This is a genomic window from Desulfovibrionales bacterium, from assembly GCA_028715605.1.
Lineage (GTDB): Bacteria > Desulfobacterota > QYQD01 > QYQD01 > QYQD01 > QYQD01.
Map to the genome: position 1 here is coordinate 263,489 of JAQURM010000001.1, position 20,639 is coordinate 284,127.

Annotated in this window: 19 protein-coding genes; 7 read left to right on the plus strand and 12 right to left on the minus strand. The window is 48.0% G+C overall.

The features are described from left to right. Nucleotide 1: 1 nt before the first annotated feature. The 5 genes from PHT49_01225 to PHT49_01245 form a co-directional block, all read right to left on the minus strand. Nucleotides 2-766, minus strand: a complete 765-nt coding sequence (locus PHT49_01225) for a slipin family protein (GenBank protein ID MDD5450501.1) — start codon at nucleotides 764-766, stop codon at nucleotides 2-4. A 247-nt stretch (nucleotides 767-1,013) separates the two neighbouring features. After that, nucleotides 1,014-2,468 carry a nodulation protein NfeD gene (locus tag PHT49_01230; GenBank protein MDD5450502.1) on the minus strand — a complete coding sequence of 485 codons (1,455 nt, stop codon included), beginning with the start codon at nucleotides 2,466-2,468 and terminating at the stop codon, nucleotides 1,014-1,016. Beyond that, nucleotides 2,465-3,283 (minus strand): uracil-DNA glycosylase, encoded by an 819-nt coding sequence (locus tag PHT49_01235; protein MDD5450503.1) that lies wholly within the window; start codon nucleotides 3,281-3,283, stop codon nucleotides 2,465-2,467. Before PHT49_01235 ends, PHT49_01230 begins: the two co-directional genes overlap by 4 nt. Before the next feature lie 58 nt (nucleotides 3,284-3,341). Next, nucleotides 3,342-4,574 (minus strand): bifunctional phosphopantothenoylcysteine decarboxylase/phosphopantothenate--cysteine ligase CoaBC, encoded by a 1,233-nt coding sequence (gene coaBC, locus PHT49_01240; protein MDD5450504.1) that lies wholly within the window; start codon nucleotides 4,572-4,574, stop codon nucleotides 3,342-3,344. Then, nucleotides 4,575-5,078: a hypothetical protein gene (locus tag PHT49_01245; protein MDD5450505.1), complete on the minus strand. Its 504-nt coding sequence runs from the start codon at nucleotides 5,076-5,078 to the stop codon at nucleotides 4,575-4,577. It abuts the gene before it with no gap. Between the two features lie 798 nt (nucleotides 5,079-5,876). Here PHT49_01245 and PHT49_01250 point away from each other — a divergent pair. Beyond that, nucleotides 5,877-6,935, plus strand: a complete 1,059-nt coding sequence (locus PHT49_01250) for an AccI family restriction endonuclease (GenBank protein MDD5450506.1) — start codon at nucleotides 5,877-5,879, stop codon at nucleotides 6,933-6,935. Continuing rightward, nucleotides 6,928-8,523, plus strand: a complete 1,596-nt coding sequence (locus PHT49_01255; protein ID MDD5450507.1) for an N-6 DNA methylase — start codon at nucleotides 6,928-6,930, stop codon at nucleotides 8,521-8,523. The genes PHT49_01250 and PHT49_01255 overlap by 8 nt, the downstream gene beginning before the upstream one ends. Before the next feature lie 43 nt (nucleotides 8,524-8,566). Here PHT49_01255 and PHT49_01260 read toward each other — a convergent pair whose 3' ends face one another. From PHT49_01260 to PHT49_01285, 6 genes are all read right to left on the minus strand, one after another. After that, a complete protein-coding gene (locus PHT49_01260; GenBank protein MDD5450508.1) occupies nucleotides 8,567-9,571 on the minus strand; it encodes a transposase in 1,005 nt (334 codons plus the stop codon). Nucleotides 9,572-9,737: 166 nt separating this feature from the next. Further along, complete coding sequence (locus PHT49_01265) at nucleotides 9,738-10,247, minus strand: nitroreductase (protein MDD5450509.1); 510 nt, start codon at nucleotides 10,245-10,247, stop codon at nucleotides 9,738-9,740. 177 nt (nucleotides 10,248-10,424) lie between these two features. Beyond that, nucleotides 10,425-11,267 (minus strand): phosphodiester glycosidase family protein, encoded by an 843-nt coding sequence (locus PHT49_01270; GenBank protein ID MDD5450510.1) that lies wholly within the window; start codon nucleotides 11,265-11,267, stop codon nucleotides 10,425-10,427. A 119-nt stretch (nucleotides 11,268-11,386) separates the two neighbouring features. Then, nucleotides 11,387-12,220: a transporter gene (locus PHT49_01275; protein ID MDD5450511.1), complete on the minus strand. Its 834-nt coding sequence runs from the start codon at nucleotides 12,218-12,220 to the stop codon at nucleotides 11,387-11,389. Nucleotides 12,221-12,373: 153 nt separating this feature from the next. After that, the gene (locus tag PHT49_01280) at nucleotides 12,374-13,027 is read right to left on the minus strand and encodes a hypothetical protein (GenBank protein ID MDD5450512.1); all 654 of its coding nucleotides are present in this window, start codon (nucleotides 13,025-13,027) and stop codon (nucleotides 12,374-12,376) included. Between the two features lie 65 nt (nucleotides 13,028-13,092). Further along, a complete protein-coding gene (locus tag PHT49_01285) occupies nucleotides 13,093-13,557 on the minus strand; it encodes a hypothetical protein (protein MDD5450513.1) in 465 nt (154 codons plus the stop codon). Between the two features lie 236 nt (nucleotides 13,558-13,793). Here PHT49_01285 and PHT49_01290 point away from each other — a divergent pair, with 236 nt between their 5' ends. The 4 genes from PHT49_01290 to PHT49_01305 all read left to right on the plus strand — a co-directional run bounded on the left by PHT49_01290 (nucleotide 13,794) and on the right by PHT49_01305 (nucleotide 18,093). Further along, a complete protein-coding gene (locus PHT49_01290; protein ID MDD5450514.1) occupies nucleotides 13,794-14,120 on the plus strand; it encodes a hypothetical protein in 327 nt (108 codons plus the stop codon). A 46-nt stretch (nucleotides 14,121-14,166) separates the two neighbouring features. Next, nucleotides 14,167-14,562 (plus strand): NifB/NifX family molybdenum-iron cluster-binding protein, encoded by a 396-nt coding sequence (locus PHT49_01295; protein ID MDD5450515.1) that lies wholly within the window; start codon nucleotides 14,167-14,169, stop codon nucleotides 14,560-14,562. Nucleotides 14,563-14,728: 166 nt separating this feature from the next. Beyond that, nucleotides 14,729-17,368: a DNA polymerase I gene (gene polA / locus PHT49_01300; protein ID MDD5450516.1), complete on the plus strand. Its 2,640-nt coding sequence runs from the start codon at nucleotides 14,729-14,731 to the stop codon at nucleotides 17,366-17,368. Between the two features lie 347 nt (nucleotides 17,369-17,715). Then, nucleotides 17,716-18,093, plus strand: coding sequence for a response regulator (locus PHT49_01305; protein MDD5450517.1), 378 nt, complete (start codon nucleotides 17,716-17,718; stop codon nucleotides 18,091-18,093). Between the two features lie 28 nt (nucleotides 18,094-18,121). Here the strand turns inward: PHT49_01305 and PHT49_01310 are convergent, their stop codons facing one another. Then, nucleotides 18,122-18,847 carry a hypothetical protein gene (locus tag PHT49_01310; GenBank protein MDD5450518.1) on the minus strand — a complete coding sequence of 242 codons (726 nt, stop codon included), beginning with the start codon at nucleotides 18,845-18,847 and terminating at the stop codon, nucleotides 18,122-18,124. A 758-nt stretch (nucleotides 18,848-19,605) separates the two neighbouring features. On the opposite strand from PHT49_01310, the gene PHT49_01315 reads away from it, so the two are divergent. Then, nucleotides 19,606-20,628: a cytochrome c3 family protein gene (locus tag PHT49_01315; GenBank protein ID MDD5450519.1), complete on the plus strand. Its 1,023-nt coding sequence runs from the start codon at nucleotides 19,606-19,608 to the stop codon at nucleotides 20,626-20,628. Nucleotides 20,629-20,639: the final 11 nt, after the last annotated feature.

Here is a 20,639-nt window from a genome sequence, read left to right on the forward strand (position 1 = left end):
ACTAGCCTTCTGTTTTTTTACTCTCCATAGCCGATAAAAAGGGCTTGAACAGGTCTATGGGAATAGGAAATAGTGTTGTCGAGTTATTTTCTGCGGCCACCTCACGCAGCGTCTGAAGATACCGTAGTTGTAAGGCCATAGGATATTTTTCAATGATGCCGGCGGCCTCGGCCAATTTGGCAGCCGCCTGAAATTCGCCTTCCGCGTTTATAACCTTCGCCCGTCTTTCCCTCTCCGCCTCGGCCTGTTTCGCCATAGCCCGCTGCATCTCCACAGGCAGGTCTATCTGTTTTACCTCTACCGCGCTTACCTTGACCCCCCAAGGTTCGGTGTGCATATCCAGTATCCCCTGGATCTTTGAATTGATCTTTTCCCGCTCTGCCAGAAGATCATCCATCTCGGCTTGGCCACAGACGCTCCTTAGTGTAGTCTGGGCGAGCTGGGATGTAGCAAAAAGGTAATTTTCCACATCGATTACCGCCTTCATAGCGTCCATAACCCGGAAAAAGACCACAGCCGAGACCTTAACAGAGACATTGTCGCGGGTTATGATGTCCTGCGGCGGGACATCCAAGGTAACGGTGCGCAAATCCACCTTTCGCATCTTATCAATACCCGGAATAAGGATGATAAGTCCCGGCCCTTTTGCCCCGATAGCCCGGCCCAGACGAAAGACTACGCCCCGTTCGTATTCGTTGAGAATACGCAGGGCGCCGGCAAAGAATAAAACTGCAAGAAAGATTATCACTAAAAATGGAAGAGACATAAGACCCTCCTAAGACATTTTTTCATATTGTAAAGATTAGCCACAGAGAACACAGAGAAATGATTAAGGTATTAATAAGTTCAAATTTCAAAGCCCAAATTCCAAATAAAGTTCAAATGACAAATATCATCCACCTCTGGAGGACTCTATTTGAGCTTTGGCGTTTGGCATTGATTTGAACTTTGGATTTTGTCATTTGTAATTTTCGCAAAGCACTCTGTCGTTGTTTTTCATATAACCCTTAACATTACCTTTTCTTTTGAACCTTCAGTAAAAAACGGTCAACGGATACAACTTCTACGTCCGTACCTGCCTCCATCTGTTCGTCTGCCCTGGCATTCCAGTACTCGCCGTGGACAAAGACCTTTCCTCTGCCATTATACCATTCTTTAACTACGCCTGCTTCCCCGATTAAGGCGGGCGTCCCGGTCCTGGGTTTGGCGCGGACTGCCCGTACGGCAAGGAAGGCCACGGCAATAAAAAAAACCGATACGGCAGCAATAGTCGGAATCAAAACCTTCATGGCCGGGCGCAGGGCCGGCTCACCGCCTGGAAACAACATCATGGAACCCAGCACAAGGGCAATAACTCCCCCCAGACCGAGCAGCCCGTAGCTGACTATCTTTATCTCCAGGAGAAATAGTACGGCGGAAAGGAGGATGAGCAAGAAACCGGCGTAGTTAACCGGGAGGGTCTGGAAGGCGAAAAAGGCCAGTATAAGAGATATGGCCCCTATGACCCCAGGGAAGATGATACCGGGATGGGCCAATTCAAAGTACAGGCCGGTCAGACCGATCATCATCAGGATGTAAGCGATGTTTGGATCGCCTATAAGGCGGAGAACCTTTTCGCTGATGCCTTCGCTGAAGGTAACGACCCTGGCCCGGCTGGTATCAAGTTTTACCATGCCGGTCGAAGATGCGCCGAGGCGTATAGTGGTCTGGACCTCGCGGCCATTTAGCTGGATAAGGAGATCATCCATATCGCGGGCGATAAGATCAACGACCATTAGTTTGAGGGCATCCGTCTCGGTAATAGAGACGCTTTTGCGGACAGCGTCCTCAACCCAGCCGGCATTGCGCCCCCTCTTCTCCGCAATGCTCCGGGCAAAGGCTACCATATCGTTTTCCGCCTTGCGGGCCATCTCTTTATCTATATCTTTTCCGCCGATATTTACCGGATGCGCCGCCCCGATATTTGTCCCCGGGGCCATAGCGGCGATGTGGGCAGCGACCGTAATTACCACACCGGCAGAGGCGGCCCTGGCCCCGGCCGGAGAGACATAGATCACAATGGGCACGGGAGAGTTCAGAATACCTTTGACTATAGAGCGCATGGCCGTCTCCAGCCCGCCCGGCGTGTCCAGCCGTATGATGAGACATTGCGCCTTATCTTTTTCCGCCTGCTCGATATGTTGGAGGATGTATTTAGCTGAACCGGGATTTATACTCCCTTCTACCTCTATTACATGGATGGGGCCGGAGGCCGCGGCAGCCGAGGCCGTAGCGTGGGTAAAGAGAAGACATAAGAGTATAATTACAACGCCACCATATCTGATGATATTGCCCCGGCAACTGAATGCCTTAAATCCCCCCTCACCTCCCTTTAGAATAAGGGGGGAAAATTTATGTCCCCCCTTTAGCAAAGGGGGGATGGGGGGATTTGAAGAATTTATGTATTTGCCTGCCGGAGTGACAATCATAACGCCCGGTATTCCTTTTGTACCATCTGCATATCTTCCCAGACCTCTCGTTTTTTGGCCGGATTGCGCAGTAGATAGGCGGGATGGTAGGTAGGCATCAACTTTACGCCTTGAAAGCTGTGAAAACGGCCCCGCAATAGGCCAATCGGCGCTGCTGTCTCGAGCAGGGCCTGGGCCGCCACGCTTCCCAGGGCACAGATCAGGCGAGGCCGTATAACCTCCAGCTGTTTAAGCACGAATGGCTTGCATGCCTCTATTTCATCCGGCTCCGGGTTTCGGTTTTTGGGCGGTCGGCATTTGATAATGTTACATATATAGACATCCTCACGCCTCAGGTTTATGGCCCGAATGATCCGGGTCAAAAGCTGTCCGGCGGCGCCGACAAACGGTTCTCCCTGTATGTCCTCGTCCAGCCCCGGCCCTTCGCCTACGAATACTAATTTTGCCTGTTCGTTGCCCGCGCCAAAGACTATGTTGGTGCGCGTCCTGTGGAGCTTACAACGTTCGCAATTGCCAAGTTCGCGGCGCACGTCGGCCAGGGTCGGTCGTTTCTGTGAGACGATGTGTCCTTCTGAAGATGATCTTACTTCGACCGGCGAGACGCCTGTCAATCCCCCCATACCCTCCTTTTTCAAAGAGGGGCGGGGGGGGATTTTAACGGGAGACACGGGGGGGTTATTTTCAGTTTCATATAGCGCCTTACCGGATGACGCGGGCAAAAACCCCAGCCCCATATCCTTGCGGAAGGAGAGGTAGTCTTTACATTGGGACAGTATTTCCAGTAATTCTTTACTCCGGGCCTTCATACTTGGCATTTAATGACTTTCTTATCCAATTTTTGCATTCCAAAACGGAACCCATTACTCCTTCGCTTCACGGCTTGCGCAGTAACCCTTTGCTATTTTCTTGCATAACTTCCAAGACCTTATCTAGGATGAGATACGCTATTTCTTCCTTATCAAGGAGGGGGGAATCGATTACCCCGCCATCCGCCGTAATGATCTTTACCTGGTTAGTGTCGAATCCAAACCCGGCTCCGGGAACGGTAATATCGTTGGCCACGATCAGGTCCAGATTTTTTTCCTGTAATTTTCGGCGCGCCTCAACTGCCAAATTTTTGCTTTCCGCCGCAAACCCTACTAAAAATTGCCGTTTTTTGCGCTTACCCAATTCTTTGAGTATATCCGGGGTGCGTGTGAGCTTGAGCGACAGATCCGGTGTCCCCTTTTTTAATTTTTGGGGGAGAACGGTCGAAGGTCCGTAATCAGCCACCGCTGCCGCCTTGATCACAATAGTGGCCCAGTCAAAATAGGACATGACCGCCTTGTACAGCTCAGCCGCAGTGCGTACCGGCACGAACTCGATGCCCCAGGGTTTGGAAAGGCAAGTGGGGCCGCTGATAAGCACGACTTCCGCCCCCCGCCGTCTGGCCACACGGGCCAGGCTGTAACCCATCTTGCCGGATGAACGGTTTGAGATAAAGCGAACCGGATCTATGGGTTCTTCTGTCGGCCCGGCAGTTACCATAATCTTCTGGCCCTGCAGATCTTTTTTCTCCAGGATTATTTTTACGGCCTCGCATATAGTGGACGGCTCGGCCAGACGGCCCGGCCCCTCATCTCCGCAGGCGAGAGGGCCGGTTTCCGGTTCAACAATCCGGTATCCGTACTTACGGAGCTGCTCCAGGTTGCCTTTTGTGGCCGGATGTTCGTACATGGCGCTGTTCATAGCCGGACAGACGAGGATAGGTTTTTGGGCTGCCAGGACTATGGTGGAAAGGAGATCGTCGGCTATGCCATGGGCCATCTTGCCGATGAAGTTGGCCGTAGCCGGGGCTATTACAACGGCATCGGCCTGACGGGGGAGATTGATGTGCAGGGCCGGTTCTGCCGGATTATTAAAGAGATTCGTGTAAACGGGATGGTTGGAGAGGGCATGGAATGTGGTAAGACCAATGAACTTACCGGCGCTTTCGGTCATTACCACAGTTACTGCCGCACCCTGCCGGGATAATTCACGCACCAGTTCCGCCGCCTTATAGGCGGCTATACTGCCCGTTACCCCAAGCAAAATATTTTTAGAGGAAAGTGTGGAGAAGCGCATCATTTAGGGCCTCGACTGCCTCATAGGAAGCTGCCCCGTACCCGGTTCATGCAGGATGCCGATCCATATCTCTACCGGCGTGTTAAATGTCTGTTCACCAATGGTTATTACGCAGCCTTTGTTTGGCTTCTCAAAGGTAAGTACGGTATGGCGGTATTTGATGCTTCCCTTTAGCTGCCAGTTATCCTTGGCCATGTTTTTAAGGAAGAAGTCAATAAGTGAGGCCTGATCGACATAACCGTTGAATACCAGCACTCCACCGCTAAAGGTAGAAGTGCTAACAACCATCGACTTCTGGGTATCAAGCTTTAGTTCCGGTGGTATGAGAACGTCATCGAAGTCGTAATACGTGGGTGAATTTCCGGCCTCGCCTGATTTTGCCGGGCCGTAGGAGTGTTTTTCTTCGGTGGCCGGCGGCGCTGTCGGGCTTAGCGTGCCCGCGCAACCCGGCATGACTATACAGATAAAAGACAGTAATACCAACACCGTTAGCAAGGCTTTCCGCATAACCATAGTACCTCCCTTGGATTATCTACCTCAGTGTAAGACTCTCTTTAGCATATTTGACGATAGGAGATAAGAAAAATTCTATTATTTCCATTTTTAATTCACCTAACTTTATACTAAATTATTACTTAAAACAAGATACCTTGGGCCATCATTCATTATTGTCCATTTTGGTTCTCTTCCACTTTGAGCTTACGCTGCTAAAACCCTAAGGCACTGTAATGTTACTTGTTGCCACTAATGACGGACGGCCATCGATGAACCCATAACAGGTGGGTGGGAAACAGGATAATGTGGTGACAATCCGGCGAAATTTGTGCTATAAGGACTTATATTTGCCATGGACCACAAAAGGGACATGAAAATAGTTTCCCTTTTACCCCCCCCTTTAATAAAGGGGGGATGGGGGGATTATAAGGTGAAATCACAAACGCAAGCGCTGTATTGTAAAGGGCGAGGGATTCGCCTGGTGGGCAGGAAAGTTATGAAAGAGTGCCAGCCCGTTTGCAACGGGTTAAGGCTCCCATTAAAGATACGTACTCCCAGGCGTATCTTCGACCGGAGCGTACAAGAAGGAAGGGCTAGAGAGCGAAATTAAAGACCTGCCCCTTATTTGCGCCCGATTTTTAAACGATCAACGGTGGGAATGGAGTTATGCAACGTAAGAAACAACGTCTATGATAAGAAAAGAGGTTATAAATAAAGAAGGCATAACGAATCACTTCACGAGATCGGAGGGAAACTGACCTGCCTCTCCGTGAGTTCAGGCGTTTGGCGTAATAAAAACTAGGAGTATGTATGTACAAAGACGATATCCTTAACCTAATTGAACAATCCCCGCTGGAGATTGATACTGAAATACAAATAAGTGGACGCCCGCCGACGATGGCAAACTCTGAATTTCTTACAAACAAAGAGCAGGGCGACTGGGCAGAAAAAATTGTCTTTAAGGCAATCAATGAATACTCAAATGATTATTTTGCTGTTGAATATGGACGGTCTGAATCTATAGCCGCAGGTGATGATGGGTTTGCGGATTTCTACATGGAATATCAGAGTGAACTTAATGCTATAGGGAAGAGGCCAGATATACTGATATTTAAGGTCAGCGACTTTCCTGATAGAAGTATTGATGTTGAAAATGATGAGCACATAAGGCGAGCGGTGGCTGCTCTTGAAGTTAGATCAAGCTCGTTTTTAGCAGGTAAATATGCGGCATTCATGCGAGGCAGGCAACAGCAGGCCATTAAAAAATGCACCGAAATTAGAAACGATATTATCAGCACTGATCTTAGCAATCTATTAAGGCGCAAAAACGAGACGATCTACAATCTTATATCAAATGCTACGGATGACACCTTTAGAGAATTAGACTTTCGGTGTCCCTCTTGGTCATTAACAAAAGAGTTGAGAGATTTAACAACATTATTGAAAGACATAAAAGAAAACATAAAGATATTGCATAAACGTGATTATTTAAGCATTACACCAAAGATGGAAGATATTGCTCTCGTCAACAGATGGATACAGCAATACAATGTCAAGCATTTCTATCTACAGGTATTCTTTGACAAGGCATATATAATATCCTTCAAAGATATTTTGACTTTAGTCTCAAATGATAACAATGATGGTAATAATTTCTCGATTGAGCGAGATGTAAAAAATCAAGGAAAAACCACAATAAAGATAAATGTACAAATTGGGAAAGAAGTTATTGGAAAGATTGATATGCCCGAACATAAATCCGCCATGAAGGAGTTAGATAGAGGCCGCTTGCTGTTTTATGTCACTTTTGAAGGTGGTAAAGGCTATCTTGATAACGAAATATTCGTACGTGATGTTATCAATGAATGAATCAAGATATATAGATGAAACACCGCTTAATCACAGGAAAGATTACGGCCAATTTTTTACGCCACTTCTTGTCGCAAGACTTATGGCAAAATGGGTCATGAAAGGTAATCCGAAAACAATTTTAGACCCTGCATTTGGTTTAGGCGTTTTTTACGATGAAATAAAGAAGATAAACCAGAATAATCAAAGTATGTTTACGGGATATGAGATTGACAATCATATCATGACTTATCTTAATAATAGGAATAGTCCAAATCTTCGAGTTATAAATAATGACTACCTCGAAGCTGAAGTAGGTTTATTTGATGGTATTATTTGCAATCCTCCATATATGAGATTCCAAAAATTTCTTAAGCGCCATGATATCTTACCAAAAATTGAAGAAAAAATAGGTAAAAAACTTATTGGCTATTCGAACATCTCTTCTGTATTCCTTGTTAAGTCCCTAAAAGAGCTTAAAGATAATGCTAACTTAGCATATATTATGCCTTTTGAATTTTTTAATACTGGTTATGGGAAAGAAATTAAGAAATGCCTCCTCGAGAATCATTTATTAAAACAAATAATAATCTTTTCAAATGAAAAAGAAATTTTTCCAGACGCTACGACAACGGTCTGTGTGCTTCTTTGTAGAAATGACGGAAAAGAAGAACCCATAAAAATAACGATTATCAAAGAAAATGAAGAAATTGATAAAATATCTGATGTGGGCAATTTTTATCAACATGAAATCATATCTTCGGCTTTGCCGTACAATAAAAAGTGGACACCTATTATATTATCACTATTCTCTGAACAAGAATCTCCAGGCAGTTTCTGTAAGTTATCTCTTTATGGTACGTTTACGAGGGGTATTGCTACTGGTGCAAATAATTTTTTTTCATTAACAAAATCAAAAATTGAAAAGTGGAACTTGGGAGATAATAATATTTGTAAGTGCATTACAAAAAGCTCTCAGATACGTAAAGCTATATTTACGGAACATGATTTCAATAGACTGTACCATACGGATAAGCCTGTACGTTGTTTGGATGTAAAAGATCACGAGAATCAACAAATACGGAAGTATATAAGCGAAGGTGAAAAAATCGGTTATCACGAGAGGTATCTTACGAAAACGAGGAGTCCCTGGTATAAAATTGAAAGCAGAAAACCTGCTCCAATTCTATTCGGTGTTTTTAACAGGGGCCGCTTAAAAGTAATACGAAATTTTACAACCGCAATAAATTTTACTTGCTTCCATTCTTTTTATCCAAATATTTTTGGACAACATCTTGTGAACAAATTATTTGTATATCTACTAAGCGATATAGGGCAAAGGATAATAAAAATCAATAAACGAAGCTATGGTGATGAATTAGATAAATTTGAACCTGGTGACCTAAACGATAGTTTGTGTCCAAACCAAAAACAGTTTGAAATGATAAGTAATGAAGATGCTGAAAAAGTGATTGAACTGGCTAAGATCGATGAAAAAAAGGCAATTCAAATGAGCAACAATTTTATTGAAAAGATCATGAGTGCCCAACAAGAAGCTCCACCTGACCATTGTTCCGCTGCGCTTCACAGTGGGTTGATTGAGGACTGATTATGGACGCTCATTAGTTTAAGCGGAAGTAATGGGGACGGAGTTAGTTTAATAGCTTAACCTCATTTTTCTTGGCAAATCGTTCACCTCGTTGGATAGCCTGGGACACAGAAGGCCGGCTGATATTGAAATACCGGGCCAGTTCCATTCCGGTAAGGCCGAGTCGCGAATGCCCTAGATAGCAGATTAACCCCTTGGCATAGGAAAGATTGTTCGCCCGCCCTTTTTTCCGTATATCCCCAGGATCAACCGACAATATCTCGCAGACTTCGGTAACCAGACGTCCCAAGTCCCAGCCCTGCATTTTCGACTGCTCCCGGTGAGTCAATGACTCCTCCGCCGCTCGTAACACCGCATTGACAAAATTGCCATCCCCTAATATCCGTTCATCGCCTCGCCAATACTCCCCAGCCCGTTTCAAATTCATCACTCCTTCCCAGCCACCGGCACTGCGGCGCAACCCGCCCCCGGTCAGCTCCTCCCGGCGGCCCATGGCAATGCCGTCCTTAACAAATTGTCGGTAACGGGATACGGCTTCTCGTTTCTTATCGCTGAAGCGAATGAGAATTTCTTCCCGATCCTGCCAACTCCTTTGCCGCCGTCCCAGCAATACCGCATGCCCGGACCATGGGTAGCGGTCAAGTTCATCCATGTCTTTGGCCATCCCCGCCCTGGCTGGATTCAGATGGATATACCGTACCAGTTCCAGAAGGTATTCCTCCTCCTGGCACAGGATAGATTTGTAGCGGTTCTGAAAAAGATAGCCATGCCGTTTATGGCGACGGTTAAAGGAAATGGCATAGCCGGAAAGAACTTTCCGCATCAGGTCGCTCAACGGACGTTCGCCGGTTCGGATAAGGAGATGGAAGTGGTTGCTTAACAATGCCCAGGCGTAACATCGGCAACCAACCTCAGAGAGGGCCGTCTCCAGACGACGAAGAAAGTTTGATCGATCCATGTCGTCAAGGAAGATATCTTGGCGGTTCAGGCCCCTGACAATAACATGGTGGACTGCCCCAGGAATATCGATACGTTTGTGTCTTGGCATGCCTGAAGATATACAGACAAGGTACAGCGGTGTCAATTAAATTATTAAACTAACTCCGTCCCCCTATCCCGCCCCTTTTCTAAAGGGGGGTGAGGAGGGATTTAAGCTTTTTAGTTGCCGGAGTAATATAAAATTGGAATTGACGTAACTTGAAGCGTCCGAACGCTTAGATTACCTTTAATATCAGCTCGTTAAGTCCCTTGCGTTCCGACGTCTGGTTGTGATGTGCGGGGTGGCCGATGGCTAAAACCGCCATCAATTCCAGGTGCGAAGGCAGGGAGACTATTTCGCGCACCCGGTCTTTGTTCTTTAATATCTCTCCCAGCCAGACTGCCCCCAGGCCCTGGGCGTGGGCGGCCAGCAGCATGTTTTGTAAACAGGCCCCGATAGCCTGGATGTCTTTCACCTCATGGTACATAGCCTTACGGTCCAGGAATACGGCAACAATGACGGGCGCAGTCTCAATTATTGAATGGTACCGGGTTTGCCCGGCTATTTCTTCCTTTGTTTTTGAATCCTTGACCACAACGAAGCGCCAGGGCTGATTGTTCAATCCGGACGGGGCCCAACTGCCGGCACGGATTATTTCCATCACCTGTTGTTCGGCAACCGGCATAGGGCTGAAATCCCGTATGCTGCGCCTTTCGTAGATGGCTTTTAACACCTTATTGTTCATCAAAAAATCCCTTTTTTAACCACAGGGTCCACGGAGAAGATTAGCTTTTGAGCTTTCAGATTTCAGTCATCAGCTATGAGCCATGAGTTATAAACTATCTCTTATCTGTCTGCTGACTCTCGACTCCCGACTCTCCTGTCTCCTGTTTTCTGACTTCTGACCCCCGACTATTTTTTGTCAGCGCGGAAAGACCCCGACTACCAAAGGGATCCTGGCCTGGAGACCTTTTAGACTAAGCTCTCCGGTATAATTTGACATCTGGTATCCGTAGTGCGTGTAATTCAGACCTGCGGTTCTGATACAAAGCTCAGCCGCCATGCCGCCGTCTAAGTTTAAGGCATGTTCAATATCCAACGGCAATTTCTTTAAGAAGCTGGCCAGATCGTAGAGCGTAAAGTACGTCTCTTCGGTATGTACTACAATTACGCAGCCATCTTTAGTTGTACAGATAGCCGTGCGGCTGGCCCTGAGATCGCTCTGATTTACCCGAACAGTGCCATTTTTATCTATAAGCATGGGGAAAGATTGCAACCCCTGGCTCCAGGGCAGGTTGTTGACCGCCGGGCTCATCTTCGTCAGGTCAAGGATTGCAACCTGCGGTGAATTATTTTTTTGGGGTTCTGCCACAAACATACCCTTCATGTAGCGATTCCGGACATGGCCTTTAATCTGACCGTCGCTTATAATTAAGCCGCACGGGTCGAAGTTCTCGCGGAAGTAACTTCCATTAAAGATAACACTGGCGCCCGTGACCGCCTGCCACTTTTCTATAGTCTTGACGTTCTTATCATGCAGGACCCGGAATCTGTTCTTCTTTGGGTCTAATTTAACAAAAACCAGTGTTTCCGCCTTTTGTCTTTCTTTATAGATATCTACTTTCGCAAACCAAAGGCCGGGCCCGATTTCTTGATAGTTAAGCGGGGTATAAGTAACGGGTGACGCCGCCCAGGTGGTTCTCAGGAGTAAAACGACAAGCAAAAAGCAAGCGGATAGAAAGATGGAATATATGCGTCTTGGCATGGGTAAGTTTATAATACGCAGGGAGGGGAGTTGTCAATTCAATAGATTTGCTTTGCAGAAACGGCAAAGGGTGCCTTGATGGCACCCTTTAATCAGGCGGGTAATTGTGTATCTGTGGATTAAAAATAATGCGTCAGGGCCGCGCCCAGGCCATAATCCGGGCTGCCGTCAGACAGGCCTTTTACAACATAAACCGAGGCCTTGTTATCGTTATCAATAACGTACTCCCCGCTTAAACTGATTTCTAACGGGCTGTCAGATTCGACCGAAGCGCTTTCTGCGGCGTAGATAGAAACCGAACCTTTAAAAGCGGTAGTGCACTGATGGCTTACGCCGGCCATCATAGAGAAGAAATTATCCAGGTCTATCCCGCCGGGTGATCCGATGATATTATACTTTGCATTTCCAAAGAGCGTCCATTTATTGATTCTTTTGTCCAGGCCAACGCCTAAACAATAATCATATTCACCTGTACCCAGGCCCTTTTCCTCATCGGCGGTAGGAAACTTGATGCTTGCCAGGGCATAGACGGCCGGTCCCTCGGACGTCTCTCCAAGTACTGTGTAACTTCCGCCGAGGCAGATGTCTCCAAGGCCGCTGTGAGAGACGGTGTCGATATACTGTTCCGTAATTTTGCTTTTACCTCCGGTCAGGTTTTTCTTCACGCGGATTGGTTTGCCGGCTACGGTGACGGCAGTGCTGGCGCTCTGGTGTATATACGGGATGCTGAGATAAAAATCCCATAGTCGGCTGGGTGAATAGCCGAGGGTAAGGGGTACGGTATATGTATCCGTGTCTGTGTTTGTCCCATAATCGCCGGTATAAAAGTTAAAACCGATCTCAGCGTATAGTTCATCGGTAGTTGAAGTCTGCCCGTAGGTTATCCCGCTTCCGCAAAAAAGAATCGCTGTTGCCAGCCCTACCACCAGCCATAATCTAACGTTATGAGTCATGCCTTTCTCCGTTAATCTGAATTTGTATTATCGAAAGATTAACCACAGAGCACGCAGTCGTTCGAGTCGTTCTATCGCTCCGCTCGTTTGAACGTTAAAACGTCTCGAACCTTATTTCAGACCCAACCCCTGACTCCTGACTTCTCCATTCAATTACCGTCCCCGGCCGTGACCTCCACCGCGTGGGACGGAGGGAGAGCCGGTTTCTACCCTGTTTTCAATCTCGTTACGTATTTGATTCCCCTTCTGTTCTTTGTTGCAGCTCTTTTCCCTTAACCGTTCCCTGGTTTGAGTCTTTTCCCGTACCTGCTGCTTTCCCTTTTTAGCATAGTTGCTTGAAAAACGGTCCGTCCGGCCGCCGACGAAGGTGCCGGTGCTTTTCATTTCCCTCACCACCGGGCCAAGTTTGACCCCTAGATCCTTGGCTACTACCCCCCAGCCGGTAATTCGGTCGCCTTTGCTTCTGAGGTCTAATACCTTCTGATATGCGGCGTCATAAGTGGGATAGGTTGCCGGATCTTTTTCATATAATTCGGCAGCCAGGGCTCCGGCTATCATGGTCTCTCCGTAGCCCATTTTTAGATCCCGGGCGGCTGTGACCGCTTGAGAAGGCTGTTTTGACCCCCAATTTTCGAAAACCGTGTTTATCCTTACATTGGTTTCTGTACTTCCGCCCGACCCTGTTGTCAACTGGTTTATTCGGCCCGCCTCGGTTCTTAGTTGCGTCTCCTCATCTACAGCCCTTGCTGTAAATGACCATAAAAGCGTTAACGTCAAGGTTAATACAATAAAACATACCCTTTTCATAGACTTGCCTCCTTTGTTAATTTTTTTCTTCTGACTCCTGGTTTCTGACTTCTGTCTCCTGATCGCTAATCTCCGTGCCTCCCGTGTTTATGTGATTTATGTGTCTTTTTGGAGGCTTTTTCGTGTTCCTTCCAGTGCTTTTTTAATTGTCCGTAAGGAATCCTTTCATGGCCTGGAGGTATATGCCTGTAGTCAGGCGGCACGTGTACAATTGCAGTAGGCACGGCACGGCGCGCGATGTGTCTCCAAGGCCCGTTATAATGAGTAGCCCGATACCAGCGCTCCCGATATGGCCTGTACCAATAGCCGTGATGAAAGAAAATGTCCACTTCAATATCCGGGTCGAAATAGACCGGAGATCCCGGAATCATGACCACGGCGGGCGGCGCCGAAATGACAACCGACGGGAGAGGCAGGCCTATGTTGACGCTGACATCTACTTCAGCGCGGCCTTTGGCCGGATAAAATAAAAGAAGGGACATAATGATGAGACCTGAACCAAACATAAAACTTTTTTTTCTAACTGTCATAATAGCTCTCCTTTTGGATTATAGTCTGTCTAAAATCAGCGGCTTGTTTTTTTAAAATTCGACGTTAAATTATTAAAAAGGTTTACCGGGTCAGGCAAAAATAAAAATGCTAAACTTTTTTCTTGCATTGGCCGTAAAAATCTTATAACAAAAAGCGCTTTGGAATATATTAAAAACTACCCGGCAACAAGGACAGATAATTGCACGTTAAACAAACACATAGAGGAAAGAGGCCTATGCAGTGTGATCGGCTAAAAAAGCTGGCCAGGGATTGGAGTGACCAAATAGTCGAGGATGCCCTGGCGCCGGCTAGAATGGTAGAGTTTGCGATTCGTCATATCAAAAGTTGTCCCGTTTGTCAGGCAGACCCAACGGTTAGCATAGAACAGACCAAGGTAAGAAAGATGCTCGCGCCTTTTATAAGCGCCCGGGATCCGCAGAAGGCAGCGCGCTTTGAAGATATACTTGCCATTTACGCCTATGCAGGTTATGAAGAAGAGCCGGAGACTGAAGAGAAGATACCTGAAGAAGAAATAGAAGAGGTTGAAGAGGAAGAAATCTGATTTGTGACGCTTAGTTAAAATTTTGTGCAGGAGGTTTAACTTAAACATGGTAAAAATCGCCGTCCCTTCCAATTTCCCCGGAGGACTTGAGGCCGGGCTTTCCGGACATTTCGGGCACTGTGATGTCTATACGGTAGCGACAATAGATGAGACAAAGATCCACGATGTGGAAGTGATACCCAATGATGGGCATGAGCCTGGCGCCTGTCTGGCTCCGGTTATGCTTCTGGCCAGAAACGGAGTACAGGGGATTATCTCCGGCGGTATGGGTATGCGGCCACTCCTGGGATTTAAACAGGCGGGCATTCGCGTCTTTCTGTATCGTGAGGGCGGCCAGGTAAAAGATGCCCTGGATGCCCTGCAGGCCAACAAGCTGCCTGAATTCACCGACCAGCATACCTGTGCAGGTCATGGACATGGGAGCGCCTGCGGGAGTCATTGAGAGGCGGGAGCAGGACCGGGCGGGCCTTCCCCTTCCTGCTCACCCTCGATGGGGTACCCCCCTTTTCCAGCAAATTTCGCTCAGGAACATCGGATTCCATAAAAAAATGGGGAAATCCGGGGGCAGTATGATTGACAGTTTGTCGTCTTTAGCGTTATAAATCGGCATGGCCGAACGCCCCACCTTATTATATCTTATCGATGCCCATTCCTACATCTACCGGGCCTATCATGCCATCTCGCACCTTTCTACATCTCAGGGCCTGCCCACAAACGCCATTTTCGGCGTAACCAACATGCTGCTCAAAGTGCTGCGGGAGAAGAGGCCCGAGTATCTGGCTATGGTCTTTGACGCCCGGGGGCCTAAGTTTCGGCACGCCCTGCTGGAGACGTATAAGGCCAACCGCCCAGCCATGCCGGATGATCTATCTGTCCAGATACCTTATATAAAGGATATTATTCGGGCAGAAAATTTGCCTGCTTTTGAACTGGAAGGTTACGAGGCCGATGACCTCATAGCGACCATAGTCAAACGCCTGGCCTCTGACGAGCACAGGATCGTCATCGTCTCCGGCGATAAGGACCTGTTGCAGCTTGTTTCTCCGTATGTAACCATCTGGGATCCCATGAAGGATCGCCGGATAGACATCGAGAACCTGCGCAAAGAATATGGCCTGGAGCCCGGGCAGATGGCTGACGTCTTCGCCTTGGCCGGTGATGCCATAGACAATGTCCCCGGTGTCCCCGGCATCGGTCCCAAGACGGCGTTAAGCCTCATACAAAGATACCGGTCCGTAGAAAACCTCTTTACCTCTCTGGAGAGTATTGATAAGCCCAAGTTACGGGAAAAATTGACCACTTATAGGGAACAGGCCCTCCTCTCCAAAGAACTCGTAACGCTGCGTGTTGATGTCCCATTAGAGCTTGATCTTTCCATGCTAAGGGTCGGCCCCCCGGATCCGGCTGCCTTAAGAGAGCTGTTTGCCGGGTTGGAATTTACAAAGTTTCTGAAAGAACTGGAGCCGGTGGATGCCGAGGTCAACGACGACGGGCAGCAGCTGGCGGCCAAAGTCCAGTCGGTCGACACGGAAGATGCCTTAGTCGGGATACTTTCGAGGCTTGAAGGCGCTAAAGGTTTTAGCCTGACGGTTGTAGGCACATCGCCGGATCCGATGCTGGCTGATATTTCTGGCATAGCCCTGTGTATAGAGCCGCCGGAGGCCTTTTATATCCCCTTACCGGATATAAAATTTAAATCAGCGGCTATCGATGGGATTGCCGCCTTCTTGCAGGATAGCAAGCGGGTTAAGGCCGGTTACAATCTGAAATATGATCTTATTCTTTTACAAAGAAACGGCATTCCTGTCTCAGGTCCTTATTTAGATGTGATGATCGCCGCCTATCTTCTGGACCCCTTGGGCCGCTCCCGGAAGGCGGATAGTTTAAAGATGCTGGCGGAACATTATTTAGGCGTCCAGCCGGGTGATTTGGGCGGCCAGGCCATGTCTTCTGCCTGTGCTGCCGCCGGGATTATAGCCGGACTATCCAGCCGGTTATTGCCGGATCTGGAAGAGAGGGAACTGTATAACCTTTTTTGTGAGGTAGAAATGCCTCTTCTCGAAGTCCTGGCGGGAATGGAGATGAGCGGCGTCAGGATCGATCTCGCCTTTCTCTCCAGGATGTCTGGGGAGCTTGATGCACAACTATCTGATATTAAAAGCAAAATCTTTGCGACAGCGGGTTGTGAATTCAACATAAATTCCCCAAAGCAGCTCGGAGAGATACTTTTTGAGAGATTAACCTTGCCCCGTCTGAAGAAGACGAGAAAAACCGGCTCTTATTCGACGGAAGCCGGCATACTGGAGGATCTCGCCCTTTATCATCCCTTGCCCGGGCAGATATTAGCCTATCGCAACCTGGCAAAGTTGAAATCTACATACGTGGATGCACTGCCTAAACTGATTAATCCGGCCACCGGGAGGCTTCATACCTATTATAACCAAGCGGTTACGGCCACCGGCCGCCTGAGCAGCAGTGAACCCAATCTCCAGAATATACCCATCCGTTCCGAGGAAGGACGGCAGATACGCCGGGCCTTTATTACCGACCCCGGCCGAGTATTGCTATCTTTTGATTATTCGCAGATAGAACTGCGCATTCTGGCCCATTTTGCCCGGGATGAGGGGCTTACAAGGGCGTTTGAAAAAGGGGAAGACGTGCACACCATGACTGCGGCGGAAATTTTCCACGTCTTTCCGCAGATGGTCACGGCCGAGATGCGCCGCGTGGCCAAGACGATCAATTTCGGCGTGGCTTACGGCATGAGCCCCTTTGGTCTCGCGCAGGAGCTTCGAATCGGACAAAAGGAGGCCCGGTCTTTTATTGATGCCTATTTCGCCAGGTATCGGGGTGTGGAGAACTTTATAAAGGAGGTTGTCGCCTCCGCACGGGAGAAGGGTTATGTCCGGACTCTGCTGGGCCGTCTCCGGCAAATTCCGGACATCAACAGCCGGAATAACGCTGCCAGACAGTTTGCGGAGCGTACGGCCGTTAATACCCCGATTCAGGGCACAGCGGCAGATATAATTAAGGTGGCTATGATCCATGTGCACAACGCCTTGGGCACAGGCGGTTACGAAGCGCGTATGATTATGCAGGTCCATGACGAATTGATCATGGAGGCCCCGGAGAAAGAGGCATCCGAGGTAATCCCTCTCGTCAGGGAAAAGATGGAAAAGGCCGTGACCTTATCTGTGCCACTGGTGGTCAATGTCCGTTCAGGGCATAATTGGGCCGAACTGGAATGAGGTAGTCGGTAGTCAGAAGCGGTATATCTGGACAGAATGAAGGCTGATGGGCTCGCAAAAAAGCCTTTTCACCGCTGAGCACGCAGAGTCCGCAGAGAAAAACTGTAAGCCATTCAATATGTTATCTCGGCGTTCTCGGCGACCTCTGCGGTAAATAGCTGAACACCTTGTAATCATTAACCTTTCTCATTGACCGCCCGGAAAGCCCCTATTTTATGGGCCTATAACACACTGTTTTTACTAAATATTGTGTCACTAAAAATTTTTTATACAATATGTTGTTTTTTTCTTGACAAAAGAGTGTGCTTATTCTAAAAGGTTTTAACTCACTGTAAGGACTGTTCCTAATGGGTAGCGGAACGATATTGATTGTCGATGATGACTTGGGTGTGTTAAGCACCCTGAGCGAGATATTGGAAATGGAAGGGTATTCTACCATTGCTCAGGCCGCTAATGGAATGGAGGGGTTGGAAAAGTATAAAGAACTCCGCCCTGACCTGGTATTGATGGATATGGATATGCCGGTTATGGATGGGTATGAGTCCTCACGGGAGATAAAGGCCTTTGATCCGGAGGCCAATATCCTGGTATTAACCGGTAACCCCACCGCCATCCAGGCCAAAAAGACCCTCGAAGAAGGCTATGCCGCCATCCTCTTAAAGAAACCGGTCAAATGGGCTGAGCTTGGCCGGGTCATCCGAAACCACTGCACTATCGCCGCCTGAATTTCTGTTACGAACAACCGGCAATAAGTTAAAAAGCTAATACCAGTGTATGCGCCTTTCCGGTTTCGGCTTCTTTTAACTGTAAACGTAGCTCCTTAGCTGATTTGGCCTCTCCCGGGAAGAAGATAAAGCCATGCGCTGTTTGTCCGGGCGGGATAGCGTTATTTTGCAGGGTCTTCTTTTCCAGGTCATCCATTATGCGGTAGCGGGTCTCCTGAGAGCCATAGGCCTGCGCCCCACCCAGGGTCGCACCGGCGGCCGCACCCACAGCCGCTCCCTTACCGATAGCTTCACCTACATTTTCACCGGTCACGATGCCTACCGCCGCCCCGATAATGGCACCGGCAGCGCCAGCCAGGAAGGCATGTTTGGTTGCACCGGCGCCGATTTCGCCTAATTCGGTCTTTTTTTCGACCCGTTCATAGGCCAGCCTACTCTCCATGACCGGCCAGAGGTTATGCTCTTTGTCGATTAAATAGGTATGCGTGGGGTCTATGATAAGGGAGTTACTGCCCTGATTGTCAAAGACAACCTGCACCGGCAAGAGCCCGGCCCCACGAATATCAAATCCAAAGGCCTCCTGCGCGGTATTAGAGTCATCGTAGGCTATGGCCGCCACTTTAGCGCCATCTATAGCCTGGACATTGTGATATGCCTCCGGCATCTTAAAAGGGACGATACGGGTCTCGTATCGGGCACAGGCCGAGGCCAGAATTAGTACCGACATTATTATTAAGCAAGGCAATCGTTTCATAGGGATACTCCTTTGAACATAGTGTATAAAAAGGAGCGTATAGCGATTAGCGATTATTGTCAAGGTCTCACCTTTTCTCAAAAATACTTTCCTGATTTCTTGAGTTCCTGATTGAAGCTCCCCGCAGCTTGCTGCGGGGAATCTCCGTATGCACGGTAAAATGCATCGTATTCGCTCGCTATGCATGTTCAAACGTCTTCCTGAATTCTTTCAAGCCCTCTCCTTCCTGATTTCCTGAGTTGGTATGTTTCCTTGCACTTTTTATCATGCATTTTCACAACGCTAAATTGTTACCTATCTTCTATCTCTGTGTGCTCTGTGGCTGACAAGTGGGCACCAAAATACCACATTGGAATCTTTTTTCCCCTCCGAGTGTGAAAAACACTTCCACATCAGTCAATAGCCGCAAATAATATTTAACAAAAATATTAATTATATCAATTAATTATATATGTTAAGGGTTTTGGCATTGAACTTGCTATAGATTCAGGTCACAAACAGGCTTTAAGCTGATAGCTTAGTGCTCTTTTTTTCATTGACTTCGCCCTGTTTTATGTTGTAAAAATGATTATAGTTTTAAATAAGTAAAAATGTAAATTTTACCTTAACTGGCTTATCGGCAGGGGGGGTTAGGAACGTTAAAATTTTTTTAAGCACTAACCACTACACGCTAGTCGCTATACGCTATATTTAGGAGGTAGGATTATGGATATGAAGGCAAGACTTAGAATTTCTAAAGGAAAGGAGGTGTATAAATAATGAAAAAGGCATTAATTTGTTTGTTGTCTATGGCCTTTGTATTGGCCATGGGAAGTCTGGCCTTGGCGGCAGTATCTGGTCCTTGCGTCAACTGCCATACCATGCACAATAGCCAGAGTGGAGCTGAAGTCAATGCCACTGGCCCATTCGGCGCCTTGGTCAACAATACCTGCTTGGGTTGTCATACAACATCCGGCAGTGATCCTCTCAGCGGCAGTGGATTTCCTTACGTTAAGAGCACCAGCGGCGCCTTTACCGACCAAATTTGTCTGGCAGGCGGGTACTTCCCGGCGGCCGATGACGGGACAGACAACTTGGGCAAGGCACATTCCTTAGAGAGTACGGCCACCCCTCCGGGATATAATTCAGATTGGTATGATGGTACGGCTAATGGACTGTCCTGCGCCGGTGTTAACGGTTGTCACGGTTCTCAGACCGTAGCCGACGAGATGGGCGCTGTCAAAGGCGGCCACCACAGCCCGACCGTATACCGTATCCTTTGGAATTACAACGGTGGGACGCCTGTCGGTATTACAGGAGTAGGGGCGTCAGATTATGAAGAAGCGCTGAATTTAAACACTACGGCGCCGGCGCCTGGTTATACGCGGACAGATGCTACTTATGCGCATAACGTTTATATCGCTGGTACAAGTAATGATACCATCAGCAAGCTCTGCGCCAACTGCCACGGCGATTTTCATGGTGCAGGCACAGGTTCGGGTTCTCCCTGGCAGCGACATCCCACAGATGTGGCCCTCCCAACTTCCTGGGATCCGGCGGACGATGCTATCTCTTCAAACGCGGACTGTAAGTACAACCCGTTTGGTTTTGCTAGCGGAGCCACAAATACCGCGGGAAGTAAGTATGCCACCTGTCTGTCCTGCCACCGTGCACACGGCACCGCAAGTTATGACATCCTGAGGTTTGGTTATAATACCACTCTTGGTGACGGCTCCACGGGACAAAGTGCAGGCAGTGGCAATATGTACGGTTGCCTTGGCTGCCACAGCAAGCAGAGATAACAATTATTGAC